Here is a 19,777-nt window from a genome sequence, read left to right as displayed (position 1 = left end):
CGCCCCGCGACGGGCTGTCCGCCCGTGCCGGGCATGCCCCCTGACTCGTCCTGCCCGAAGGATGACATACCGTCCGGTCGGTCCCTAGGGTTGTGCACCGGTCTTTTCGGCCGGCCCGGCGTGCTCGGCCTGCTCGACCACACGGGCCAGCTCCAGGCGGGACCGTACGCCGAGTGCGGCGAAGACCTTGCGGAGGTGGTAGTCGACGGTGCGGATGCTCACCGCGAGGGTCAGCGCGACCTCGCGGTTGGTGGCGCCCTCGGCGACGTGTCTCGCTATGCGCAGCTGCTGCGGGGTGAGGCGGGTCAACCTGGTCGGCGCCCCCGCGTCGCCGCCGTGCGACGCCGCTCCGAGCGCCCGCAGCTCGCCGCGTGCCTGCGCCGCCCAGACGCCGGCGCCGCAGCGGTCGAAGCCGGCCAGCGCGGTGCCGAGGCGGCCGCGGGCCTCGCGCGGCCGGCGCCGTCGGCGCAGCCACTTGCCGTACAGCAGCGCCGTACGGGCCCGTTCGAAGTCGCCGCCCGCCTCCTCGTGCCGGGCGAGTGCCTGCCGGTAGAGGGCGTCGGCGCGGTCCGGCGGGGCGAGGAGCGCATGGCAGCGGGCCAGCTGCGCGGCGGCCTGCGGATCGGCCCCGAACGCCGCCCAGTCGGCGAAGTCCGTGAGGACCGCGCCGGTGTCCTCGTGGCGGCCGGCGAGGACCGAGGCCTCCACGAAGCACGGCACGGCGAGCCGCCACACCGCGAAGTGTCCGCGCCCGGGTCCGGGCAGCACCAGGAGTCCTAGCCGGTCGGCGGCGTCCAGCGGGCGCCCCCGCCCCAGGTCGGCCCGGGCCGCCGCCCACTCCGCCAGGGTGGCCGCCTGGGCCAGTCCGTGGCGCCGTGCGGTGGTCAGCGCGGCCGTCACGTGCCGGGCGACGACGTCCGGCTCCTCCTCGATCGACGCCGCGAGGGCCAGCACCGCCCGGTGGTGGGCCGCCGTGTTGCGCTGCCCGGTCCGCAGCGCGGTGCGCAGCCCCTCCTCCGCGTGGGCGCGGGCCTGCGGGTGCCGGCCGGCGCGCAGCTCGGCGTAGGCGAGGTACTCCAGTGCCCGTGGCACCAGCGCGTCCGACCCGAGCTGCCGGGCGGCGGCCAGGGCCCGCGCCCCGGCCCGGCGGGCGGCTTCCACGTCGCCGAGCAGCAGGGCGGCCGACGCCGACCTCAGCAGGCCCTCGGGCCGGTGGTCGGTCCTGGCCCGCTCCACCACCTGGCCGAGCGGTTCGGCGGCCCGGTCGAGCCGTCCCTCGAGCAGCGCCCGCATGCCGACGCGGTGGTCGCGCACCGGGTCCGGGGGCGGCCTTCCCGCGTCACCCGGCACGGCAGCGTCCACGGGCCGTGCCGGGTGGTGCGCGGTGTCGGTGTGCCGGGGAGCCGGGGGCTGGTGCTGGTGCGACTGCGGCGGGTCGGGCACGAGTGTGGCGAGGCAGGCCGGCAGGTCGCCCGCCGCCCAGGCGGCGTCGGCGGCGGCCAGCGCGGCGGTCGCGGCGTCGGCGGGGGCGTCCGCGGCGAGCAGGGAGGATGCCAGCAGCAGGGACTGGTGGGCGTCGCCGACGGGGCCGTCCCGGAGTTCCGTCAGGCCGCGTACCAGCTCGGCCCGCCCCCGCACCCCGTCCGGCGCGGCGCAGCCGCGGGCCGCGGCGAGCAGGGGACGTGCCCGGTCGGGCCGGCCGGCGAGCAGGGCGTGCTCGGCCGCTGCCGTGTACCGCTCCGCCCGGGACGGACCGTCGGCGGTCAGCTCGGCGGCACGGGCGTACGCCGCCGCGCGCAGCCGGTACGAGGCCGGCACCGTGCCGTCGGCCGCCACCGCCGCGAGCCGGTCCGCGAGGGCCGGTTCGGGCGCCGGGCCGGTCAGTGACCAGGAGCGGTGCAGCAGCCCCGGGAGCGGATGGCCGCCGGCCTCCAGTACGTCGGCCAGCGCGCGGTGCGCGGCGCGGCGCCGGTCCGGTGCGGCGGTGGCGTGGACCGTACGGCGGACCAGCGGACCGTGGAAGCGGAGCCGGTCGTCGGCCAGCGCGAGGGGCGCCGGAAGTGGTTCCAGGGAGGGCGCGGACGCCGGCCGCAGACGCCGTACGGCGTCGAGGACCGGGCCGGCGTCCACGTCCGGTCCGTCCGACGCCCGCACGGCCGCCGCCACCGTCAGCAGCAGGTCCCGGGCGTGTGCGGACAGGCCGGTCAGCGCCTCGCCCGCCACCTCCGCCAGGGTCCCGGCGTCGGCCAGGGGTCTGGGCAGGGGACGGTGGCCGCGCAGTTCGGCGGGTGACAGCCGGTGGACGAGGGCGAGGAGCAGGGCCGGGTTCCCCTCGGCCTCGGCCAGCAGTTCCTCGCGGACGGCCGGGTCGGCGGCGCCGTCGGTCACGTCGTCGAGCAGGGCGCCGGCCTGCGACGGGGTGAGCGGGTCCAGGCGTACGGCGGGCAGGTGGGCGAACTCCGGGTCGACGGCGCGGTCTGTGGCGGCGGAGAGGAGCAGACCGACGCGTCCCGCGGTGTGCGGGAGTCCGGCCGCTCGGCCCAGCGCGGCCCGGGCGCGGGCGTCCCACAGGTGCGCGTCGTCGACGCACGCGAGCACGGGCGCCTCGCCGGCCGCCGCCCGCAGGGTGCCCAGCAGGTCCTCGGCGGAGCCTCGCGCGCCTTGGTCCGGGCCGGGCCCGAGGTCGAGTACGGGACCGGCCCGGAAGGAGCGGGCGGCCCACTGGAGGAGGGCGGTCCTGCCGAGTCCGGGTTCGCCGGTCACGAGGAGGTGGCCGCTGTGGGTGCTCAGCCCGTCCAGAAGGGCGCGCACCGCCTGCCGTTGCGCGCTCCGGCCGTGGATCCGCACGGCCGTACGTACGGTCGTCTCTCCGGTCATTCCCGGGAGGTTACGCGCGCGTAACCTGACGCGGAAGCCATCGGTCCGCCGCGGCCGGCCGGGTGTCGGCCGTGTCACCTGCGGTTGTGGACCGTGCGGCCGGATCCGTGCACTGTGCCGCTGCCCAGCGGTCCCGCTCCGGGGCCGTGCGGCGGCACAGCGGGCCGGCGGCGGCCGCGAGGTGCCCGCGACCGCCGCCGGATGGTGCCGGGTGGCGCCAAGTGGTGCCGTTGGGAGTGCCGGGGGTGTCAGGAGCCGTGCGGGCAGTTGCCCCGGTACTCCTCGATGGTCAGGCTCGGCCGGGGCAGCGGGCAGATGAACTGCTCGTAGCGGGTGTCGTTGTCGATGAACCGCTTGAGCCAGGAGATGCTGTACTTCGCGATCGTCGTGTCCGACGTGTTCGGCGTGAAGTGGCTCGCGTTGTTGAGTTCCAGGTACGCGCGGTCCGTCCGGGACGGCAGGCTGGAGTAGAACGGCTCGGAGTGCGAGGAGACCGGGGCGACGCTGTCGCCGTCGGCCCCCACGATCAGCGTCGGGGTGCTGACTTCGGGCCAGCTCTTGTCCAGGTTCCAGGGGGTGAGGGGGATGGCCGCCTGGAGTGAGGGCCGGGACTTCGCGGCCTCCAGGGAGCCGCCGCCGCCCATCGAGTGGCCCATGACGCCGAGCCGGCTGCTGTCGACCCGCCCGCGGACGGAGCTGCGCTCGGTGAGGTAGTCCAGGGCCGCCAGCAGCTGCCGGCCCCGGGAGGCCGGCTGGTCCAGCGTGGTGTTGGTGTCGATGGTGAACACGACGAAGCCCTGGGAGGCCAGCCGCGGACCGAGCCAGGCGATGGAGGACTCGTACGCGGTGAAGCCGGGCGAGATCACGACGGCGCCGAACGTGCCGTCACTGGTGCTCGTCGGGTAGTAGATCGTGCCGCCGCCGAAGCCGGTGACCGCGAGCGAGGAGACGCTGGTGTCCGCCACGGAGTACGGACCGCGCAGTGCCTCGATGCTGGACTCGGTGGGCGCCGGGCCGCGCTCGTAGGGGTTGTCCGCGGCGGCCTGGGCGCCGGGGCTGGTGAGGGTGGAGAGCGCGACGACGGCGGCCACGGCCGCCGTGACGCCGGCGAGCCGCCGCCGCGCTCCGCGGAACGCCGGGCGCGCGGCCCGGGAGGCGGCGTGGGTGTGGGGGTTCTGCTGCACGAGGAGTCGTCCTCTCGGTCGTGGCGAGGGGCCCGGCCGGTGATCGCACACGGGCCCGGAACACGTGGGGTCGCGTCCCGGGACATCCGCCGGACGGGCGTCGCCGATGAACTGGCGGTGCCACTGTCGGCGGGCGGGGCGGGCGGGGGGATCGGCAGAATCACCGGTCTCGTACGACGGGTGGGGTGGCGGAGGGCGGGCGGGGGCCGGGCGTGCGGTGTCGCGGTCTGCCGGCCTCCCCCGGGGCGCCCCGGGGCGGGAAAGAACACACCGACCGGGCAGTTGTGGTGGCGTCGTGTCCCGGCGCCCGGGGGCTTGCCCGGGCACCCGGTCGGTGTGACACGCTCGGCACCGGCCGGGCTGTGTCGTACGCCGGTCGTCATGGAGGAGCGTCGGCGGCCCCGCGACGGGCCCCGCACCGTGGAGAGGCGACGGCATGCGCATCGGACTGCTCGGCACCGGCCCCTGGGCGGACATGACGCACGCCCCCGCCCTGCGCGGACACGACGGCCTGGACTTCGTGGGAGTGTGGGGACGTCGCCCGGACGCCGCCAAGGAGCTCGCGGACCGGCACGGCACGCGCGCCTACGACGACGTCGACGCCCTGCTGGCGGACGTGGAGGCCGTCGCGGTCGCGCTGCCTCCGAACGTGCAGGCCGACTTGGCGGTACGCGCGGCGCGGGCCGGGTGCCATCTGCTGCTCGACAAACCCCTGGCGACGACGGTGTCGCAGGGGCGGGCGGTGGTCGAGGCGGTGCGGGCGGCGGGCGTCGCCTCCGTCGTCTTCTTCACCGCGCGGTTCCAGCCCGAGACCGAGGCGTGGATCACCGAACAGGCCGCTGTGGATGGCTGGTTCACGGCGCGGGCGCAGTGGCTCGGCGCGGTGTTCACCGGCGACAGCCCGTTCGCCGACTCGCCGTGGCGACGGGAGAAGGGCGCCCTGTGGGACGTTGGGCCGCACGCCCTGTCCGTGCTGCTGCCGGTTCTCGGCGACGCGCGGCGTGTGGCCGCGGCGGCACCGGGGCCCGGGGACACCGTCCATCTGGTCCTCGACCACACCGGCGGTGCCTCGAGCACGCTCACGCTCAGCCTGACGGCGCCCCCCGCCGCGGCGGGTGCGACCGTGGAGCTGCGCGGCCGGGCCGGTGTGACGCTCCTCCCGGAGACCGCTGAGGGGCCGGTGCCCGCTCTGCTGCGGGCCGCGGACGCACTCCTCGCCTCCGCCGGGGGCGGTCGTCCGCACGCCTGCGACGCCGCGTTCGGCCTGCGGGTGACCGAGGTCCTCGCCGCGGCCGAGGCCCTGCTGAACCGCCGGTAGCGACCGGGATCAGTCGCCGGCCCCCTCCCGCTGGAACGGCTCGTCGCTCCACCGGAACCAGGCCCGCTCGCCCTGGATGTGCAGCAGGAACTCGGCGACCGGGCCGTCGGGAGAGACCAGCCGCACGCGTCGTTCGATCTCGGCGTAGACCGTCTCCCACTCCTCCCAGTGTCCCTCGTCGTCCCGCTCGGCCAGGGCGAGTTCGCGGGCGAAGAGGTCCTGGACGGCGCCGAACCCCGGGCCGGCACGGAACCGGCCCGACAGCCAGGGGAAGTCGGGGTCGTCGATCACGATCTCCCCGACCTCGGCACCGGCCTGCGCGTCCTCCGCCTCGTCCGCTCGCTCCCCCGCGTCCGGCGCCGCGCGCACGTACCAGGTCTCGCCCTCGAACCCCACATCGCCTCCGCCACCCGCACCGCCGATCACTGCGCGGGACAGCATGCCACCCGTCACCGGCACCGGGCCGGAGAACCTCCGGCCCGGTGCGCTCCGGTCCTCGGCCGTCGGCTGTGCGCTGCCGGCTACCGGCTACCGGCTACCGGCCGCTGCGGGACGGAAGTTGATCCGTTCCCGCACGACCGGGTAGCCGGCCTTGGTGAAGTTGGCGGCCATGGGGTGGTTCCCCCGGTCCGTCGCGGCGGAGACGAACTCCGCGCCCCGCTCGGCCAGGAAGTGGGTGCACTCGGCCAGGAGGTCGTAGGCGTACCCGAGTCCGCGGTGTTCCGGCAGGACGCCGATGAAGCCGACGCACGGACCGGACGGGTTGTGCGCCGGGACGTGGATGCCCGCGAGCTCGCCCCGCGGGGTGTACGCCACCTGCCACCACTCCCGCGGTGACGGGCACCAGCGGAAGAAGTCGAGCTCCGACTGTGCGGCCCGGTCGAGCCCGCCCTCCTCGATGTCCATCAGCGCGTGGGCGTCCAGGGTGGCGGAGTGGATGCGGCGCAGCGCGTCGAAGAACACCGCGTCGTCGGGTTCGGGACGGAAGTCCAGACGGCCGGGCCGCTCGGGGAGGCCGCACTTCGGGGTCCAGCGGTACAGGAAGCGTTCGACCAGGAGGTCGTACCCGGCGGCCCGTGCGGCGGTGAAGCGGGCCTCGGTGGCGGCGCGCAGGGCGGGATCCTCACGCCAGGTGCCGGGCGGGTTCAGTTCGAGTTCGACCTGCCAGGGGGCGGTGCGCAGGAGTTCGGCTCCGGCTTCCTCCTCGCCCTCGGCGACGTCGAACCAGTTGACGGTGACCGGTTCGGTGTCGTCGGGGCCGCCCCACCAGGCGCCGCGGGCGACGACGGTTCCGTCGCGCAGGGCGACCCGTTGCCAGTCGGGGCGGTGGCGGGTCAGCCGGTGGCCCTCACGGGCGTCCAGCGGATCGGGCAGAGCGTCGAAGAGATGGGCGTCGCTCGCGTCGAGCGCGCGGATGACCAGATCGGTCACGGATTCCTCCGGGATGCGTCATACGTGATGCGCTCCCGGACGGTCCAGGTACGCCGGGGCGACGGACAGGGAGTGCGGGAGCGAGGTGAGCTGCACGGCTCTGCCCCCCTTCCGCCGGTCTCCAGGCGTGGGCCACACGGTACAGAGTGCCGCGATAGCGCGGCCACCGGTTTTCCGGCACGGACCGGCGGCGTGGAACCCCGCACCGGACTCCCGCAGCGAATTCCCCACCGGACCTCCGCACCGGACTCCCGCACCGGATCGTGGGCGCGGATCGCGCGCCCGGATTAAACGGGCCTTAAACAACGGTTAAGCCTTCCCCGCGCGACGCCGGTCACCCCAAGTCCCATCTGCGGCAACGGGTTTGAGGGCTCAGGGACACGGTTGGCCGGGCCATCCGTCCTGCGTACCATCGGCCACGTCGTGAGAGCGCTCTCAGACATCTCTCCCACTGTCATGTTCCGATCACTCTGGAGACCCCCCACATGACTCCTCGTCACCAGCGCCCGCCGGGCCGCCGCAAGCTGCTGGTCGCCCTCGGCGGAGCCGCCGTGGCCGCGCCCCTCGCCGCCGTCGTCGCACCGCACGCCCTCGCGGGCGTCGGCTCGGACGGCGACCCGGCCGCCCCCGAGGCCAAGGCCGCGGGCACCCTGCCACTGACGATCGTCAACAGCACCGGCTCCTTCGGCAACGCCGACGTCCACGTCTACATCGTCGGCAACCAGGACGGCCGGCAGGTGCGCGTCACCCCCGACGGCACCGTCGCACCCGTGGCGCTGTCGGACAACGGCGCCGACGGCTACACCGACTACGCGATCAGCCTCGCCGGCAGCGGCGAGACCAGGCTGAACCTGCCCCACCTCTCCGGCCGGATCTACGTGTCGCTCGGCGCGAAGCTGAGGTTCAAGGTGGTCGCGGACGGCGCCGGCGACGCGGCGCTGCAGTACCCGGCGGGCTGGGTCGAGTCCGATCCCAACTACGGGGTGCTGCACGACTGCGCCGAGTTCACCTACAACTCGGCCGGGATGTTCTGCAACACCACCATGGTCGACATGTTCAGCGTGCCGCTCGCCATCCGGCTGACCGGCGCAAAGGACCAGACCACGGGCACGGTGCGCGCCGGCGGACGGACGGCCGCCTTCGACGCGCTGCGGCGGACCGAGGAGTTCTCCCCACTGGTCGTGGACGACACCCGGATCATCGCCCCCGGGCACGGACTGGACGCCGGCCTGTTCCCCGAGGACTACCTCGCCCCGTACATCGACGAGGTCTGGAGCACCTGCACCGGCAAGGACCTCAGGATCACCACCAACGCCGGGACCTTCACCGGCCGGGTGCGCGGTGACCGGCTGACCTTCGACGGGCCCGCCCAGGTGTCCTTCGCCAAGCCGTCCACCCGGGACGTGCTGTTCTGCGACGGTGCCCTCGCCGCCCCCAACGACGGCACGACCGGCCCCGTCGCCGCGGTCCTCGGCGCCGGCTTCAACCGTTCCACACTGCTCTCCTCGGCGGCCCAGCCGACGACCGACCCCTCGGCGTTCTACGGGACCGCGCTGACCAACCACTACTCCAAGGCGGTGCACGCGGCCACCGAGGACGGCAGGGCGTACGGTTTCGCCTTCGACGACGTGGCGGACTTCGCCTCCTACATCCAGGACACCGCGCCCACCGGGTTCCGGCTGACGCTCACCGCCTTCTAGAGAGGCGCGGCGGGTGGCGGGCGGCGGGGCTGGAGCGTCGCCCTCCGGATGCGCGGGCGGCTTCCGCATTGAATGGTGTTATCGGGATATTCGGGACCGACAACAGCACGGCACCGAAGCAGCGATCCGGATTCGAGGAGCACTGATCATGTCGACGTCACAGCCCGATGCCTCCCGGCCGTCCGAAGCCCGCGCGGGCGACGACCGCGCCACACCGGACGAACTGCTCCACACCCGCAACGGCACCGACGTGTCCCCGGAGGACCTGGTCCTGGCGGCCGGCCGGGACGTCACCCCGAAAAACCTCGAATGGGCCAGGCGCAAGCTGGACGAGGAGGGTCCCGCCGCCCTCGACAAGCTGCTGCCCTGACCGGGCGGCACGGACGTCACGTGGCCCGGGCCGGTGCTCTGAGCACCGGCCCGGGCCACGTGACGCGTGAGCGCGCTCGGCCGGGACCCTACTGGCCGGTCTCCCGGTCCGGCAGCGCCGTCTCGTCCTCCACGACGTGCATGGCGGCCTCCTCGGCGCCCGCCGCACCGCCGTCGATGCCGACGTCCTCGGCGACGGTCTCCTTGGTCGTGTCGGTGCGTACGCCCTCGTCGGGGGCGACCAGCCGGCCGGAGCGGTCCGTGCCCGCCTCGGGATCGACCGGCTCGCCCTCACCATCGGGTTTGTCGCCCACTCCGTCCCCGTCCGGCACGGACACGTCGGGCGTCTCCTGGGCCAGCCGTTCGTCGAGGCTCTCGCCGTCGTGCTGCTCGGCGGCGGTGGTGCCGTGCTTGGTCACGCCGAGGGGTTTCTCCGGCGGGGAGTAGCCCTCGTCGAGCGTGTCGTCGTAGGTCCGCTCGTCGACGGCGTCCTGGAGGTCGAGGGGCGCGGCGTCCTCCTGCTCCTCGTTGGTTCCGGTGGGCTGGTAGACGTCGTCGGCCATCGGGTCCGTGCCCATCGCTGCCTCCCTCTCGCGCTGCGTCGGCTCGGTGGTCTGGGTGTCCGGTTCGCGTTTCCCGATACGCGATCTCTAACCCGTTCTCGGTACGCGATCTCCGACCCGCTCCCGATACCCGACCTGCGCCCCGTTGCCGGTACCCGCTCTCCGCCCCGTTGCCGGTACCCGCTCTCCGACCCGTTCCCGGACCGGGACCCTCATCCCCGTGGTGCGACGCGGACGGTCAGGTCGGTGACGCGGTGCGGGGTCCAGTCGCGGGCGTAGTCGGGCGGGGTCCCGCCCGGACCGGTGACGGCGGCGACCGGGACGCGGCGGGCACTCTCCACGATCTCGGCGGCGGTGGTGTTCTCGTTGTTGCCGCTGGTGGAGCCGGAGGAGCAGCCGGTGTAGTAGCCGATCGGGATGGACTCGTGCCCGGTGACCAGGCAGGGCGGGCGGACACCGAGGCGGTGCAGCTCGTCCGCGACGCGGGCCCAGTCCTCGCGGCTGTCGACATTGCGGTCCACGGTGCCCTCGAGGACGACGAGCTGCACCGTCACATGCCCGGCCAGCGCGAGCGCGACGAGGGACGCGGCCACCGGACGCCACCGGCCGTGCTCCGTCCTGGCCAGGTGCCACAGGGCGTCGGCGACCGGGATGGCGAGCAGGGCGTAGGCGGGCTGCAGGAAGCGGGGCGCCGCGTACCCGATCATGAACAGGTACGGCAGCGCGGCCGTCACGGCGCAGACGAACGGGATCAGTGTGCGGGCGGTACGCCGGGCCCGGGCCGCGACGACGACGCCCAGGACGGCGACGGCCGGCAGGAGGATCCACCACGCGGTGACCACCGGGTGCGGCATCGACCCGGTGCACGGGCGGCACAGGCCCCGCCCGCCGAGGCTGCGCATCTGGTCGTCGACGGCGATGTTCCAGCCGAGGCCGCCCTGGATCTCGGAGGCCCTCGACAGACGCTCCCCGAGGCCGCCGTACCAGCCGTACGCCTCGATCACCCACTCCACTCCCCCGGCCGCGAGGCCGCCCGCGAGGGCGAGCAGCAGCAGCCAGTGGCGGCGGACGAGGACGAGCACCAGCAGGGGGACGGTCACCCACACCGCGTCGGTGGGCCGCATCCACGTCATCAGCGCGGCCCCGGCCACCACGCCCCACAGCGCGGCCCGGCCGGACTGCCCCTGCCAGGCGCGCAGGAAGCAGCCCACGCAGATCAGGGCGCCGATCGCGACCCAGTAGTTGGGCATGGCCTGCGGACCGTAGAAGAGGGTCACCCACAGGGTGGCGAAGAAGGCGCCGGCCGTGGCCAGGACGCGGGCCGGGAACAGTCCCTTCCAGGCGCGCAGGGCGAGGTACAGGCCGACGCCGGACAGTACGGCGAGGTAGACGCGCAGCAGTTCGGTGGAGGACGACCAGGACGCGACGGGCGCCACCAGCAGCGAGACGCCGCGGGAGCGCGGTGCGCTGAAGAAGGCGGCGGGGTGGTGGGTGGTGACCTGGCTGGTGTAGACGATCTCGTCCCAGCCGAGCCCCATCCACGTATGGACGAAGGCCAGTTGGACCACTGTGAAGACGGCGGCCACCACCGCGAGCGGGGCGTCGCCGCCGAGGCGCCGTCGGCTGCCGGACGTCGTCGCCGCCGGGTCCCGCCGTCTGCCGGCGAGTATGGCGTTCGCGCCGTCGGCCATCGTGCACCCCTCACCCCCGCTCGTCGCGGGGCCGCTCGTCCTCACCTCCTGCCGCCGGTGGCGGGAGCCCGGAAACCGGGAAACCAAGGTCAAACTAACCCGCGTACCAGGGACGCGCAGGGTACTGCTCGGCCAGTCGAGCCGTCTCGTTTCAGCCCCCTCCTCACCCGCGTCCGGCGGGTCAGCGGGCGTTGGGACGGCGGTGCGGGGGCTGTTCGGGAGTGGGGCGCCGTTCGGGTGCGGGGACGGCGCGGGTGACGGGGCCGTCCCCGTTCACGGTCAGCTCGCTCCCGTGGTGGCGGATCGTGAGGGGGGAGCCGCTCAGCAGCGTGTACGTCGCCCTGTCGGCGCCGATCTCCACGCGCAGGCACCGCCCGCGGAACTGGAGCCGGAAGGCGAGGCGGCTGAACTTCTCGGGCAGGCGTGGCGCGAACCGGAGGCTGTCACCGTCCCGGCGGGTGCCGCCGAACCCGGCGACCAGCGCCATCCACGTACCGGCGAGCGAGGCGATGTGCAGGCCGTCGCGGGTGTTGTGCTCCAGGTCCGCCAGGTCCATCAGGGCGGCCTCGGCGGCGTAGTCGTAGGCCAGGCGCAGATGCCCGGTCTGGGCGGCGACGACGGCCTGGCAGCACGCGGACAGGGAGGAGTCCCGTACGGTCAGCGGCTCGTAGTAGGCGAAGTTGCGGGCGATCTGGTCCTCGTCGCAGTGGGCGTCGAACCAGCTGCCGCAGGTGTACATGGCCAGTACGAGGTCGGACTGCTTGATCACCTGCTTGCGGTAGAGGTCGAAGTAGGGGAAGTGCAGCATCAGCGGGTACTGGTCGGCGGCGGTGTGGGCGAAGTCCCAGCGTTGGTGGCGGGTGAAGCCCGAGTGCTGTTCGTGGACGCCGATCTCGTCGTTGTAGGGGATGTGCACGGACTCGGCGGCGTCCCGCCAGGCGGCGCTCTCCTCGTCGTCGACGCCGAGGCGGGTGGCCTCGTCCGGGTGGCGTTCGCACACGTCGGCCGCGGCGAGCAGGTTCGACCGCGCCATGAGGTTGGTGTAGGTGTTGTCGTAGGCGATGGCGCTGTACTCGTCCGGGCCGGTGACGCCGTCGATGTGGAAGACGCCGTGGTGGTCGTGGTGGCCGAGCGAGCGCCACAGGCGGGCCGTCTCCACCAGGAGTTCCAGGGCGGTGTCGCGTTCGAAGTCGGTGTCGCCGGTCGCCGCGGTGTACCGCACCGCGGCGTGCGCGATGTCGGCGGCCACGTGGAAGGCGGCCGTGCCGGCCGGCCAGTAGGCGGAGCCCTCGGAGCCGTCGATGGTCCGCCACGGGAACGCGGCGCCGCGCAGCCCGAGCTGGGTGGCGCGGTCCCGGGCGGCGGGCAGGGTGTCCCGGCGCCAGCGCAGCGCCTCGGCGACGGCCTTGGGTTCGGTGTAGGTCAGCACGGGCAGCACGAACATCTCGGTGTCCCAGAACGCGTGCCCGTCGTAGCCGGAGCCGGTCAGTCCCTTGGCCGGGATCGCCCGCTGTTCGGCGCGGGCCCCGGCCTGCAGGACGTGGAAGAGGGCGAAGCGGACGGCCTGCTGGATCTCCTCGTCGCCGTGCACCTCGACGTCCGCCCGGGCCCAGAAGTCGTCGAGGTAGGCGCGCTGTTCCGCCACCAGGCCGTCCCAGCCGCTGTGCGCGGCGGCGGCGAGCGCGGCCTCGACCTGGTCGCTCATCGCGGGCCGGGAGCGGGCGCCCGACCAGCCGTGGGCGACCGTCTTCTGCACCCGCAGCCGCTGTCCCGGCTCCAGCACGGAGGTGATGGTCAGACGGGCCACGTCCGTGTTGCTCTCGCTGCTGGTGGTGATCTCCCCGGAGGCGTCGACGACGTGGTCGGCGGCCACCGCGACCCTGAGCCCACTGCGCCGGGTCCGGTGGACCAGCCGCAGCCGGGACCCGATGGCCAGGTCCTCCTCGGGCTCCAGCGGGGACCGCAGCGCCTTGGCCGTCCGGGGGTCGCCGTCGGGGTCGGGCAGGCTCTCGTTGGTGACGAGCTCCGACTGGATGACCACCCGGGTCCGGCTGTCGACGGGTTCGACCTCGTACTCCACTGCGGCGATGGCCCGCTGGGTGAGGGAGACCAGCCGGGTGGAGCGCACCCGGACGGTCGTCCCCGCCGGGGAGGTCCACTCGCAGGTCCGCTCCAGTACGCCGCGCCGCAGGTCCAGGGTGCGTTCGTGCTGGGTGAGCCGCCCGTAGCGCAGGTCGAAGGGCTCGTCGTCGACGAGCAGCCGCAGCAGCTTGCCGTTGGTGACGTTGATGACGGTCTGGCCGGACTCGGGGTAGCCGTAGCCCGCTTCGGCGTAGGGCAGCGGGTGCAGTTCGTGGACGCCGTTGAGGTAGCTGCCGGGCAGGCCGTGCGGTTCGCCCTCGTCGAGGTTGCCGCGCCAGCCGATGTGCCCGTTGGACAGGGCGAAGACGGACTCGCTCTGGGCGAGGAGGTCGAGGTTGAGGGCCGTCTCGCGCACGGACCAGGGTTCGACGGCGTACGTCCGGTTGGTGATCATGCCTGGCCTCCCAGCTCGGCGAGGTCCTCGACCACGCGGTCGGCGCCGTGGGCGTAGAGGGCGTCGCTCTGGCCGACGCGGTCGACGCCGACGACGTAGCCGAAGTGCCCGGAGCGTCCCGCGTCCATACCGGCGAGCGCGTCCTCGAAGACGGCGGCGCGGGGCGGCTCGACGCCGAGGTCGCGGGCGGCGGCCAGGAAGGTGTCGGGCCGCGGTTTGCCGGGCAGTTCCCGTTCCCGCGCCACCACTCCGTCGATCCGTACGTCGAACAGCCGCTCGGCGTCGATGGAGCGCAGGACGTCCTGGGTGTTGGCGCTGGAGGAGACGATGGCGGTGGCGAGGCCGGCGGCGCGGACCGCGTCGATGTAGCGCAGCGTGCCCTCGTACGGCTCCACGCCGTCGGTGCGGATCTTCTTCAGGAGCAGTTCGTTCTTGCGGTTGCCGACGCCGTTGACGGTCCGCGCGTCCGGCGGGTCGTCCGGGTCTCCCTCCGGCAGTTCGACGCCGCGGGAGGTGAGGAAGGAGCGGACGCCGTCGGCGCGGGGGCGGCCGTCGACGTACTCGCCGTAGTCGGAGTCGGTGAAGGGGCGGAAGTCCGCGCCGTCCCGCTCGCGCAGGAAGGCGTCGAACGTCTCCTTCCAGGCGGCGGCGTGCACCACCGCCGTCCTGGTGACGACCCCGTCGAGGTCGAAGAGACAGGCCTGGATGTCGTCGGGAAGTCCGAGCTGCGTGGTCATACCCGACACAGTTCCCCGCCGGGGCGGGTCCGATCAGGTGACACACTCTGCGGTGTGCCGCTGACTTTCGACGACCTCCTCACCCGCGCCCGCTGCCTCCCGCGGAGCGGGAGGCGGGCGATCCTCGGCATCGCCGGGAGCCCCGGCGCCGGGAAGTCGACGCTCGCCGGGCATCTGGTGCGGGAGCTGAACGGCCCCGGTGAGCCGTGGGTCGCGCACGTCCCCATGGACGGCTTCCACCTCGCCGACGCCGAACTGGACCGGCTCGGCCGCCGGGACCGCAAGGGCGCGCCCGACACCTTCGACGCGGCCGGGTACGCGGCACTGCTGCGCCGGCTGCGCGAGGGGACGGACGGCGAGGAGGCGGCGGGCGACATCGTGTACGCGCCCGGATTCGAGCGGGAGCTGGAGCAGCCGATCGCCGGGGCCGTGCCGGTGCCGCCATCGGCCCGGCTGGTGGTGACGGAGGGCAACTACCTGCTGCTTCGGACCGGCGCGTGGGCGCGGGTGCGTGCCCGGCTCGACGAGGTGTGGTTCTGCGAGCCGGCGGAGACCGAGCGGGTCCGCAGGCTGGTGGAGCGGCACGAGCGGTTCGGCAAGTCCCCCGAGGACGCGCTCGCCTGGGCGCTCGGTACCGACCAGCGCAACGCCGACCTGGTCGCCGCGACCCGGGACCGCGCCGACCTCGTGGTACCGGAAGCGGCGGTGCCGGTCACCCGGTCGTGATCCGCGGCCGTCGGATCAGGACCGCGAATCGCCTGGTCGACCGGCTATGGCGCGGTCATTCCTCGTCGTAGTCGTCGGGGCGGACATGCGCCTCCTCCAGGGCCTCGCGCATGGTCCGGCCGGTGCCACCGGGCGGGCGGGGCGCGTCCTCGTCACGCTGCTCGAGAACGTCGTCGGTGGTGTCGGTCTTCGGCCGGTTCTCTTCCGGGACGGTCATGACGGGGACTCCTCGTCCGTGCTGTGTTTCCGTGGGTGCTGTGTTCCGTGGTGCTGTGTCGCGTGGAGGCTTTCGCCTCCGTGACGGCGGGTTCCCGGACAGCTCGGTGCTATCCCCCACGGGGCGCGGCTGCCGATTCACGAGGAGGGTGCGGCCGGTCGCGGGCGAGGTGCCTTCCGGGCCGCGCGGGCCCCGGCAGGGCCGCTGACACCGCCCGGCCGGTCATGGGGGGTGAGCTATGTTGACCTCCGTGGGAGACAGAGGAGGCGCACCCGTGCCATCGCCGCAGCAGGCACGCGCCCAAACATCGGCGATCACCTCGGGACGGGCGGCCCCCGGATCGGAGGCCTCCCCCACGTCCCGGCTCAGGACGTTGTTCGACCGGCCCCGCCTCTCCCCCGGACAGCGGCGCATCGCGCAGTACCTCATCGAGCACCTCACCGAGGCGGCGTTCCTGTCGATCACCGACCTCGCGGACCGGGTGGGTGTGAGCCAGCCGTCGGTCACACGGTTCGCCTCGGCGGTCGGCTTCAGCGGTTACCCGGCGCTGCGGGAGCGGCTCCAGTCGATCGCGCTGGGCACCCGGGGCGGCGCCCCGGCCGCCGAGGAGAACCGGGGCAACGAACTCCAGGCGGCCGTCGACGCCGAGATCGAGAACCTGGAGAACCTGCGGCGCGACTTCGCCGACGCCGACCGGGTGATCGACGTCGGCCGCGAGCTGGCCGGCTCGGCGCCGCTGACCGTCCTCGGGCTGCGCATCTCCGTCTCGCTCGCCGAGTACTTCGCCTACGCCGCCCGCCGGGTCCACCCGGACGTGCGCCTGGTGACGCGGGGCGGAAGCGTCGCCTACGACGCCCTGCTCCAGTCCCGGGAGGCGGGCGGCACCTGGGTGCTGGCCTTCTCGCTGCCCCGGCACGCCCACGAGACCCTGGACGCCGTGCGGGTGGCACGCGGTGCCGGACTGAAGGTGGCGCTGATCACCGACCTGGCGCTCGGCCCCGTGGTGGACGAGGCCGACGTCACCTTCGCGACCGGCACGGGGGCGCGGCTGGTCTTCGACTCCTACGCGGCACCGGGCGTGATGTGCGCGGCGCTGCTGCAGGCCATGACCGACGCCGATCCCGAGCGGACGCAGGCCCGCCTGGAGGAGTACGAGCAGGTCGCCGAAGAGCACCACTTCTTCCTCCGGGACTGAACCGGCGCACCTTCTGGGGGTCCGCGGGCAGTTGGCCGGCGCGGGCGGGGGCCGTCCGTGTCTCAGCGGGCATGAATGTTTTCATACGCCTTGCAAAGCGGATGGCATATATAAATACTGCTCACGGATCGCGACCCGGCCACGCCGGAGCGCGTCCGCATCCGCGCGAGCATCCCCTGACCTCCGCCTGGACCGGGGCCGTCCCATCCGTCGCCCCACCCGTCGACGCCCACCCCCAAAGGCGATGATCATGCCCCTGACGACCACGCGCACCAGCCCGGACTGGCCCTGCCAGGTCAAGGCCCCCGGCAGCTACGACTGGGAGCGCTCGGCGGCCAGGTGGCTGCGCGAGCTGGTGCCGGCCCGCTATGCCGGTTACCCGGCGCTGATCCGCCACCCCGTACTGCTCGCCCGCCACGCGCAGATCCAGGTCCAGCACGAGATCCGGGTGGCCCGCACCGCGCTGCGGACCGCCCGGGCGGATCTGCCCCGGCTCGGCCTGCCCGAGTCGGTCATCGAGCACACCATCAAGCTGTACGCGGCGGAAGTCCTGCAGTTGCAGCACATCGCGCGCAGCGTGCGGGCGGTCACCGAGGCGCTGGTCGAGCGGGGCGCCGCCGGGCGTTGACCCGCGCAACGGCCGTGCGACGTCCCCTTCCGGAGCAGGACACCGACCGGGGTCCGGCATCTGCCGCTGGTCGCCGAGGCCTCGGCGGGCGCCGACGGCGTTCCCGTCGAGGTGCACGGCTTCGTGCAGGATCTCACCGCGTTGCGGCGTGCCGAACTGGCCCTGGTCGCGAGCGAGCGGGCGATGCTGACCCAGCACGACGTGCTGCCGGCCGAGCGGACGCCGGCCGCCCGTATCGACGCCCACCTCGCCGCCCCACTCCGGGCCCGCTCCCGCACCAGCCACTTCGCAGCACTCGGCCCCGCCGGGCCGAAGCCCGGCGGGGCCGAGAAGAGCCTGCCCCCGAATTGACCAACAGCGTCACCGGATGGCACCCGGGGGCCCATGTCGTACGGCGGCAGCCGTTACCGCGCCGAGTACCCGAAGTAGTTGCCGTTGGCCGGGAGTCCGCCCTGGCCCGGCTGGTACGTGGTCGCGGGCCTGCTCGTACCGCCCGCTACGGCGTTCGGGAACGGCAGGACGTGCAGGGCTCCGGTGGCGGTGGGCCCGTAGGGCATACCGGCGTAGAGGTTCCGCGGGGTGAAGTGGATGCTCGTGCCCAGCTTGTCGCCCTCACCCGGGGAACCGGGGATGCCGTCGCCGTCGCCGGCCTCGACCCACAGGTCGTTGGCGCCCGCCGCGCCCATCAGCGAGAAGGTGTGGATGGCACCGGCGTCGGCGACGCCCGCGAGATCCTCGCCGGGGGTGCCGACGGCGACCTTCAGGGTGGCGGCGGAACCGACCTCCCGGGGCGCGGTGTTGACCGCGCTCAGGGCCGAACCCGCGCCGTCACCGGCCTCGATCCCGCCGGAGCGGTCGTCTGTGCTCGTGCCCTGGTTGAGCGCGTGCATGTAGTCCCAGGTGCCGTCCGCCTCGATGTGCACGAGCATCACGTTGCCCGCGCCGGCCCGCTGCGCGCCGCCGGTCTCGGCGGGCAGAGCCTCACCGGGCGAGCCGATCGCGAGGATCGAGTCGGTGGCCGTGGCCGCACCGGACGGGCGGTAGGCGACCAGCGCGAGGGCCTGACCGAACTTGTCACCGGCCTCGGCGCCGCCGCTGATCTTCTCGTCGTCCTGGTCCATGCCCGTGACCACGGTGGGCCGTCCGTCGGCGTCCAGCTTGTGGCTGAGCACGGCCAGGTTGCCCGCGTTCGCGTCGCCGCCGATGGCGTCACCGGGAGCGCCGATGGCGATGAAGTTGGAGTCGCCCGTGACGGACGTGCCGAAGGCGTCGTTGGCCTCGGCCGCGCCGGGGACGTTCGCAGTGTCCTGGTTGATGCTGATGTTGGTGTCGCCGTGCACGTAGAAGGCACCGCCCGCCTTGGTGAGCGAGCCGAGCGCCTCGCCCGGCGTGCCGATCAGGATCCACGGCTTGCCTTCGGCGGTGGTGCCCGCGGCGAGGGAGACGCCCATCCGGTCGCCGTCCTCGGGCGTGGAGGTGCCTATGGAGCCGTTGCCGGAGCCCTGTTCGAAGTGGCGGGCGGCCGGGCCACTGCCGAGGCCGTCCTTGCCCCCGAACAGGATGTCGACGAAGCCGGCGTCGACCGCGCTGCCGACGTTCTCCTCGGAGGCGGTGACGACGAGGTCGGTGTAGCCGTCCTCGTTGTAGTCGACGGTCGCGAGGTGGCCGCCGAAGTGGTCCCCGGCCTCGGCGCCGCCGGGCACCCAGTCGAGGTCCTGGGTGATCTCGGCGGTGCCCTTGCCGCCGCCGTGGACGACACGGACGAGGCCCGCGGTGGTGTCGCCGCCGACCGTGGCCATCGGGTCGCCGATGGCGATGTCCTCGACGGCGTCGCCGTTGAAGTCGACGATGCGGGTGGCGCCGGCCTGCGCGTCGATCCAGGAGGCGAGGTCGTCGACGCGCGCGATGACGCCCGCGGTGGAGGTCTGGGTCTCGTCGATGCCGAGGCAGCCGCCCTGGAAGGACTGGCTGTTGAGGCCGACGAGCTTGCCGCCGGAGATGACCGGGCCGCCGGTGTCGCCCATGCAGGCGGCCGCGCCGTCCTTGCCGGTGACGCCTGCGGAGGTGGCCGCGGTGGAGTCGACGGTGTAGGTGCCGGTGTGCAGCTTGAGCGGTGCCCATACGGTCTTCGTGCGGCCGTATCCGGCGAAGGTCAGCTCCGCACCGGCCGCGGGCGCGGTGGTGGCGAGCTGGGCCGGGGTCACGTTGGTGACGGGCCGGTTGAGGCGGGCCAGGACCACATCGCGGTCCGTGCGCGGCACGATCTCGACGACGCGGCGCTCGGCGCCCTGCGTACCGGAGAGGCCGATGACAGCGGTGGTCGTCTTGGTGGGGACGCCGGCCGGGACGGCGAGCGAGGCAGCCGGGTCCTCGGCGAAGCAGCTGGCCGCGGTGAGCAGCCATTCGGCGTCGACGAGGACGGCGGAGCAGCCGCGGTCGTGGGCGCCGACGGTGATCTGTGCGGTGTAGGCGTGGGTGGTGTCCGAGTCGGCGACCGGCGTGCCGCCGGTGATGGCGACGGCGGGTGCCGTGCTCAGCGCGAGCGACCCGGCGGCCAGGACCGCGCCGAGCGCGGCCAGACGGGGAGGTCTTATGGAAGGCATAC

The 19,777-nt window shown here is 74.0% G+C and carries 17 protein-coding genes; 7 read left to right on the top strand and 10 right to left on the bottom strand.

Annotated features, from left to right (window positions below):
• Positions 1-84: 84 nt before the first annotated feature.
• Both ACH4NX_RS01890 and ACH4NX_RS01885 read right to left on the bottom strand, forming a co-directional pair.
• Positions 85-2,877, bottom strand: coding sequence for a LuxR C-terminal-related transcriptional regulator (locus ACH4NX_RS01890; protein WP_398127344.1), 2,793 nt, complete (start codon positions 2,875-2,877; stop codon positions 85-87).
• Between the two features lie 248 nt (positions 2,878-3,125).
• Positions 3,126-4,061 carry an alpha/beta hydrolase gene (locus ACH4NX_RS01885; protein ID WP_351401956.1) on the bottom strand — a complete coding sequence of 312 codons (936 nt, stop codon included), beginning with the start codon at positions 4,059-4,061 and terminating at the stop codon, positions 3,126-3,128.
• A 436-nt stretch (positions 4,062-4,497) separates the two neighbouring features.
• On the opposite strand from ACH4NX_RS01885, the gene ACH4NX_RS01880 reads away from it, so the two are divergent.
• Positions 4,498-5,379, top strand: a complete 882-nt coding sequence (locus tag ACH4NX_RS01880) for a Gfo/Idh/MocA family oxidoreductase (protein ID WP_351401958.1) — start codon at positions 4,498-4,500, stop codon at positions 5,377-5,379.
• Positions 5,380-5,388: 9 nt separating this feature from the next.
• Here ACH4NX_RS01880 and ACH4NX_RS01875 read toward each other — a convergent pair whose 3' ends face one another.
• Complete coding sequence (locus ACH4NX_RS01875) at positions 5,389-5,775, bottom strand: hypothetical protein (RefSeq protein ID WP_351401985.1); 387 nt, start codon at positions 5,773-5,775, stop codon at positions 5,389-5,391.
• 132 nt (positions 5,776-5,907) lie between these two features.
• Complete coding sequence (locus ACH4NX_RS01870; protein ID WP_398127343.1) at positions 5,908-6,810, bottom strand: GNAT family N-acetyltransferase; 903 nt, start codon at positions 6,808-6,810, stop codon at positions 5,908-5,910.
• Between the two features lie 485 nt (positions 6,811-7,295).
• Between ACH4NX_RS01870 and ACH4NX_RS01865 the strand changes: the two genes are divergently transcribed.
• Together ACH4NX_RS01865 and ACH4NX_RS01860 are read left to right on the top strand one after the other, a co-directional pair.
• Positions 7,296-8,510, top strand: a complete 1,215-nt coding sequence (locus ACH4NX_RS01865; protein WP_398127342.1) for a beta-1,3-glucanase family protein — start codon at positions 7,296-7,298, stop codon at positions 8,508-8,510.
• Positions 8,511-8,658: 148 nt separating this feature from the next.
• Positions 8,659-8,880 (top strand): hypothetical protein, encoded by a 222-nt coding sequence (locus tag ACH4NX_RS01860; protein ID WP_279565300.1) that lies wholly within the window; start codon positions 8,659-8,661, stop codon positions 8,878-8,880.
• 88 nt (positions 8,881-8,968) lie between these two features.
• Here ACH4NX_RS01860 and ACH4NX_RS01855 read toward each other — a convergent pair whose 3' ends face one another.
• From ACH4NX_RS01855 to ACH4NX_RS01840, 4 genes are all read right to left on the bottom strand, one after another.
• Positions 8,969-9,457 carry a DUF5709 domain-containing protein gene (locus ACH4NX_RS01855; protein WP_351401964.1) on the bottom strand — a complete coding sequence of 163 codons (489 nt, stop codon included), beginning with the start codon at positions 9,455-9,457 and terminating at the stop codon, positions 8,969-8,971.
• A 197-nt stretch (positions 9,458-9,654) separates the two neighbouring features.
• On the bottom strand, positions 9,655-11,133 hold the full coding sequence (locus ACH4NX_RS01850) for a hypothetical protein (RefSeq protein ID WP_398127341.1): 1,479 nt from the start codon (positions 11,131-11,133) through the stop codon (positions 9,655-9,657).
• 181 nt (positions 11,134-11,314) lie between these two features.
• The gene (locus tag ACH4NX_RS01845; protein WP_351401969.1) at positions 11,315-13,669 is read right to left on the bottom strand and encodes a glycosyl hydrolase family 65 protein; all 2,355 of its coding nucleotides are present in this window, start codon (positions 13,667-13,669) and stop codon (positions 11,315-11,317) included.
• Positions 13,666-14,406 (bottom strand): beta-phosphoglucomutase family hydrolase, encoded by a 741-nt coding sequence (locus tag ACH4NX_RS01840; RefSeq protein WP_351401971.1) that lies wholly within the window; start codon positions 14,404-14,406, stop codon positions 13,666-13,668. The genes ACH4NX_RS01845 and ACH4NX_RS01840 overlap by 4 nt, the downstream gene beginning before the upstream one ends.
• 54 nt (positions 14,407-14,460) lie before the next feature.
• On the opposite strand from ACH4NX_RS01840, the gene ACH4NX_RS01835 reads away from it, so the two are divergent.
• Positions 14,461-15,132: a nucleoside/nucleotide kinase family protein gene (locus ACH4NX_RS01835; RefSeq protein ID WP_398127340.1), complete on the top strand. Its 672-nt coding sequence runs from the start codon at positions 14,461-14,463 to the stop codon at positions 15,130-15,132.
• Between the two features lie 55 nt (positions 15,133-15,187).
• On the opposite strand, the gene ACH4NX_RS01830 is transcribed toward ACH4NX_RS01835, so the two are convergent.
• Positions 15,188-15,349 (bottom strand): hypothetical protein, encoded by a 162-nt coding sequence (locus ACH4NX_RS01830; protein ID WP_351401975.1) that lies wholly within the window; start codon positions 15,347-15,349, stop codon positions 15,188-15,190.
• Positions 15,350-15,623: 274 nt separating this feature from the next.
• Here ACH4NX_RS01830 and ACH4NX_RS01825 point away from each other — a divergent pair, with 274 nt between their 5' ends.
• The 3 genes from ACH4NX_RS01825 to ACH4NX_RS01815 all read left to right on the top strand — a co-directional run bounded on the left by ACH4NX_RS01825 (position 15,624) and on the right by ACH4NX_RS01815 (position 17,523).
• Entirely contained in the window at positions 15,624-16,544 is a 921-nt protein-coding gene (locus tag ACH4NX_RS01825) for a MurR/RpiR family transcriptional regulator (RefSeq protein ID WP_398127339.1), read from the top strand.
• 244 nt (positions 16,545-16,788) lie between these two features.
• Complete coding sequence (locus ACH4NX_RS01820; protein ID WP_351401979.1) at positions 16,789-17,172, top strand: hypothetical protein; 384 nt, start codon at positions 16,789-16,791, stop codon at positions 17,170-17,172.
• 123 nt (positions 17,173-17,295) lie between these two features.
• Positions 17,296-17,523 carry a hypothetical protein gene (locus ACH4NX_RS01815; RefSeq protein WP_398127508.1) on the top strand — a complete coding sequence of 76 codons (228 nt, stop codon included), beginning with the start codon at positions 17,296-17,298 and terminating at the stop codon, positions 17,521-17,523.
• A 53-nt stretch (positions 17,524-17,576) separates the two neighbouring features.
• Here the strand turns inward: ACH4NX_RS01815 and ACH4NX_RS01810 are convergent, their stop codons facing one another.
• Positions 17,577-19,775, bottom strand: a complete 2,199-nt coding sequence (locus ACH4NX_RS01810) for a S1 family peptidase (RefSeq protein WP_351401980.1) — start codon at positions 19,773-19,775, stop codon at positions 17,577-17,579.
• Positions 19,776-19,777: the final 2 nt, after the last annotated feature.

Origin of the sequence: Streptomyces sp. NPDC017225, from assembly GCF_044331465.1 — a bacterium.
In the GTDB taxonomy this organism is placed as follows: Bacteria; Actinomycetota; Actinomycetes; order Streptomycetales; family Streptomycetaceae; genus Streptomyces.
This window is presented reverse-complemented; position numbering and strand designations above follow the sequence as displayed.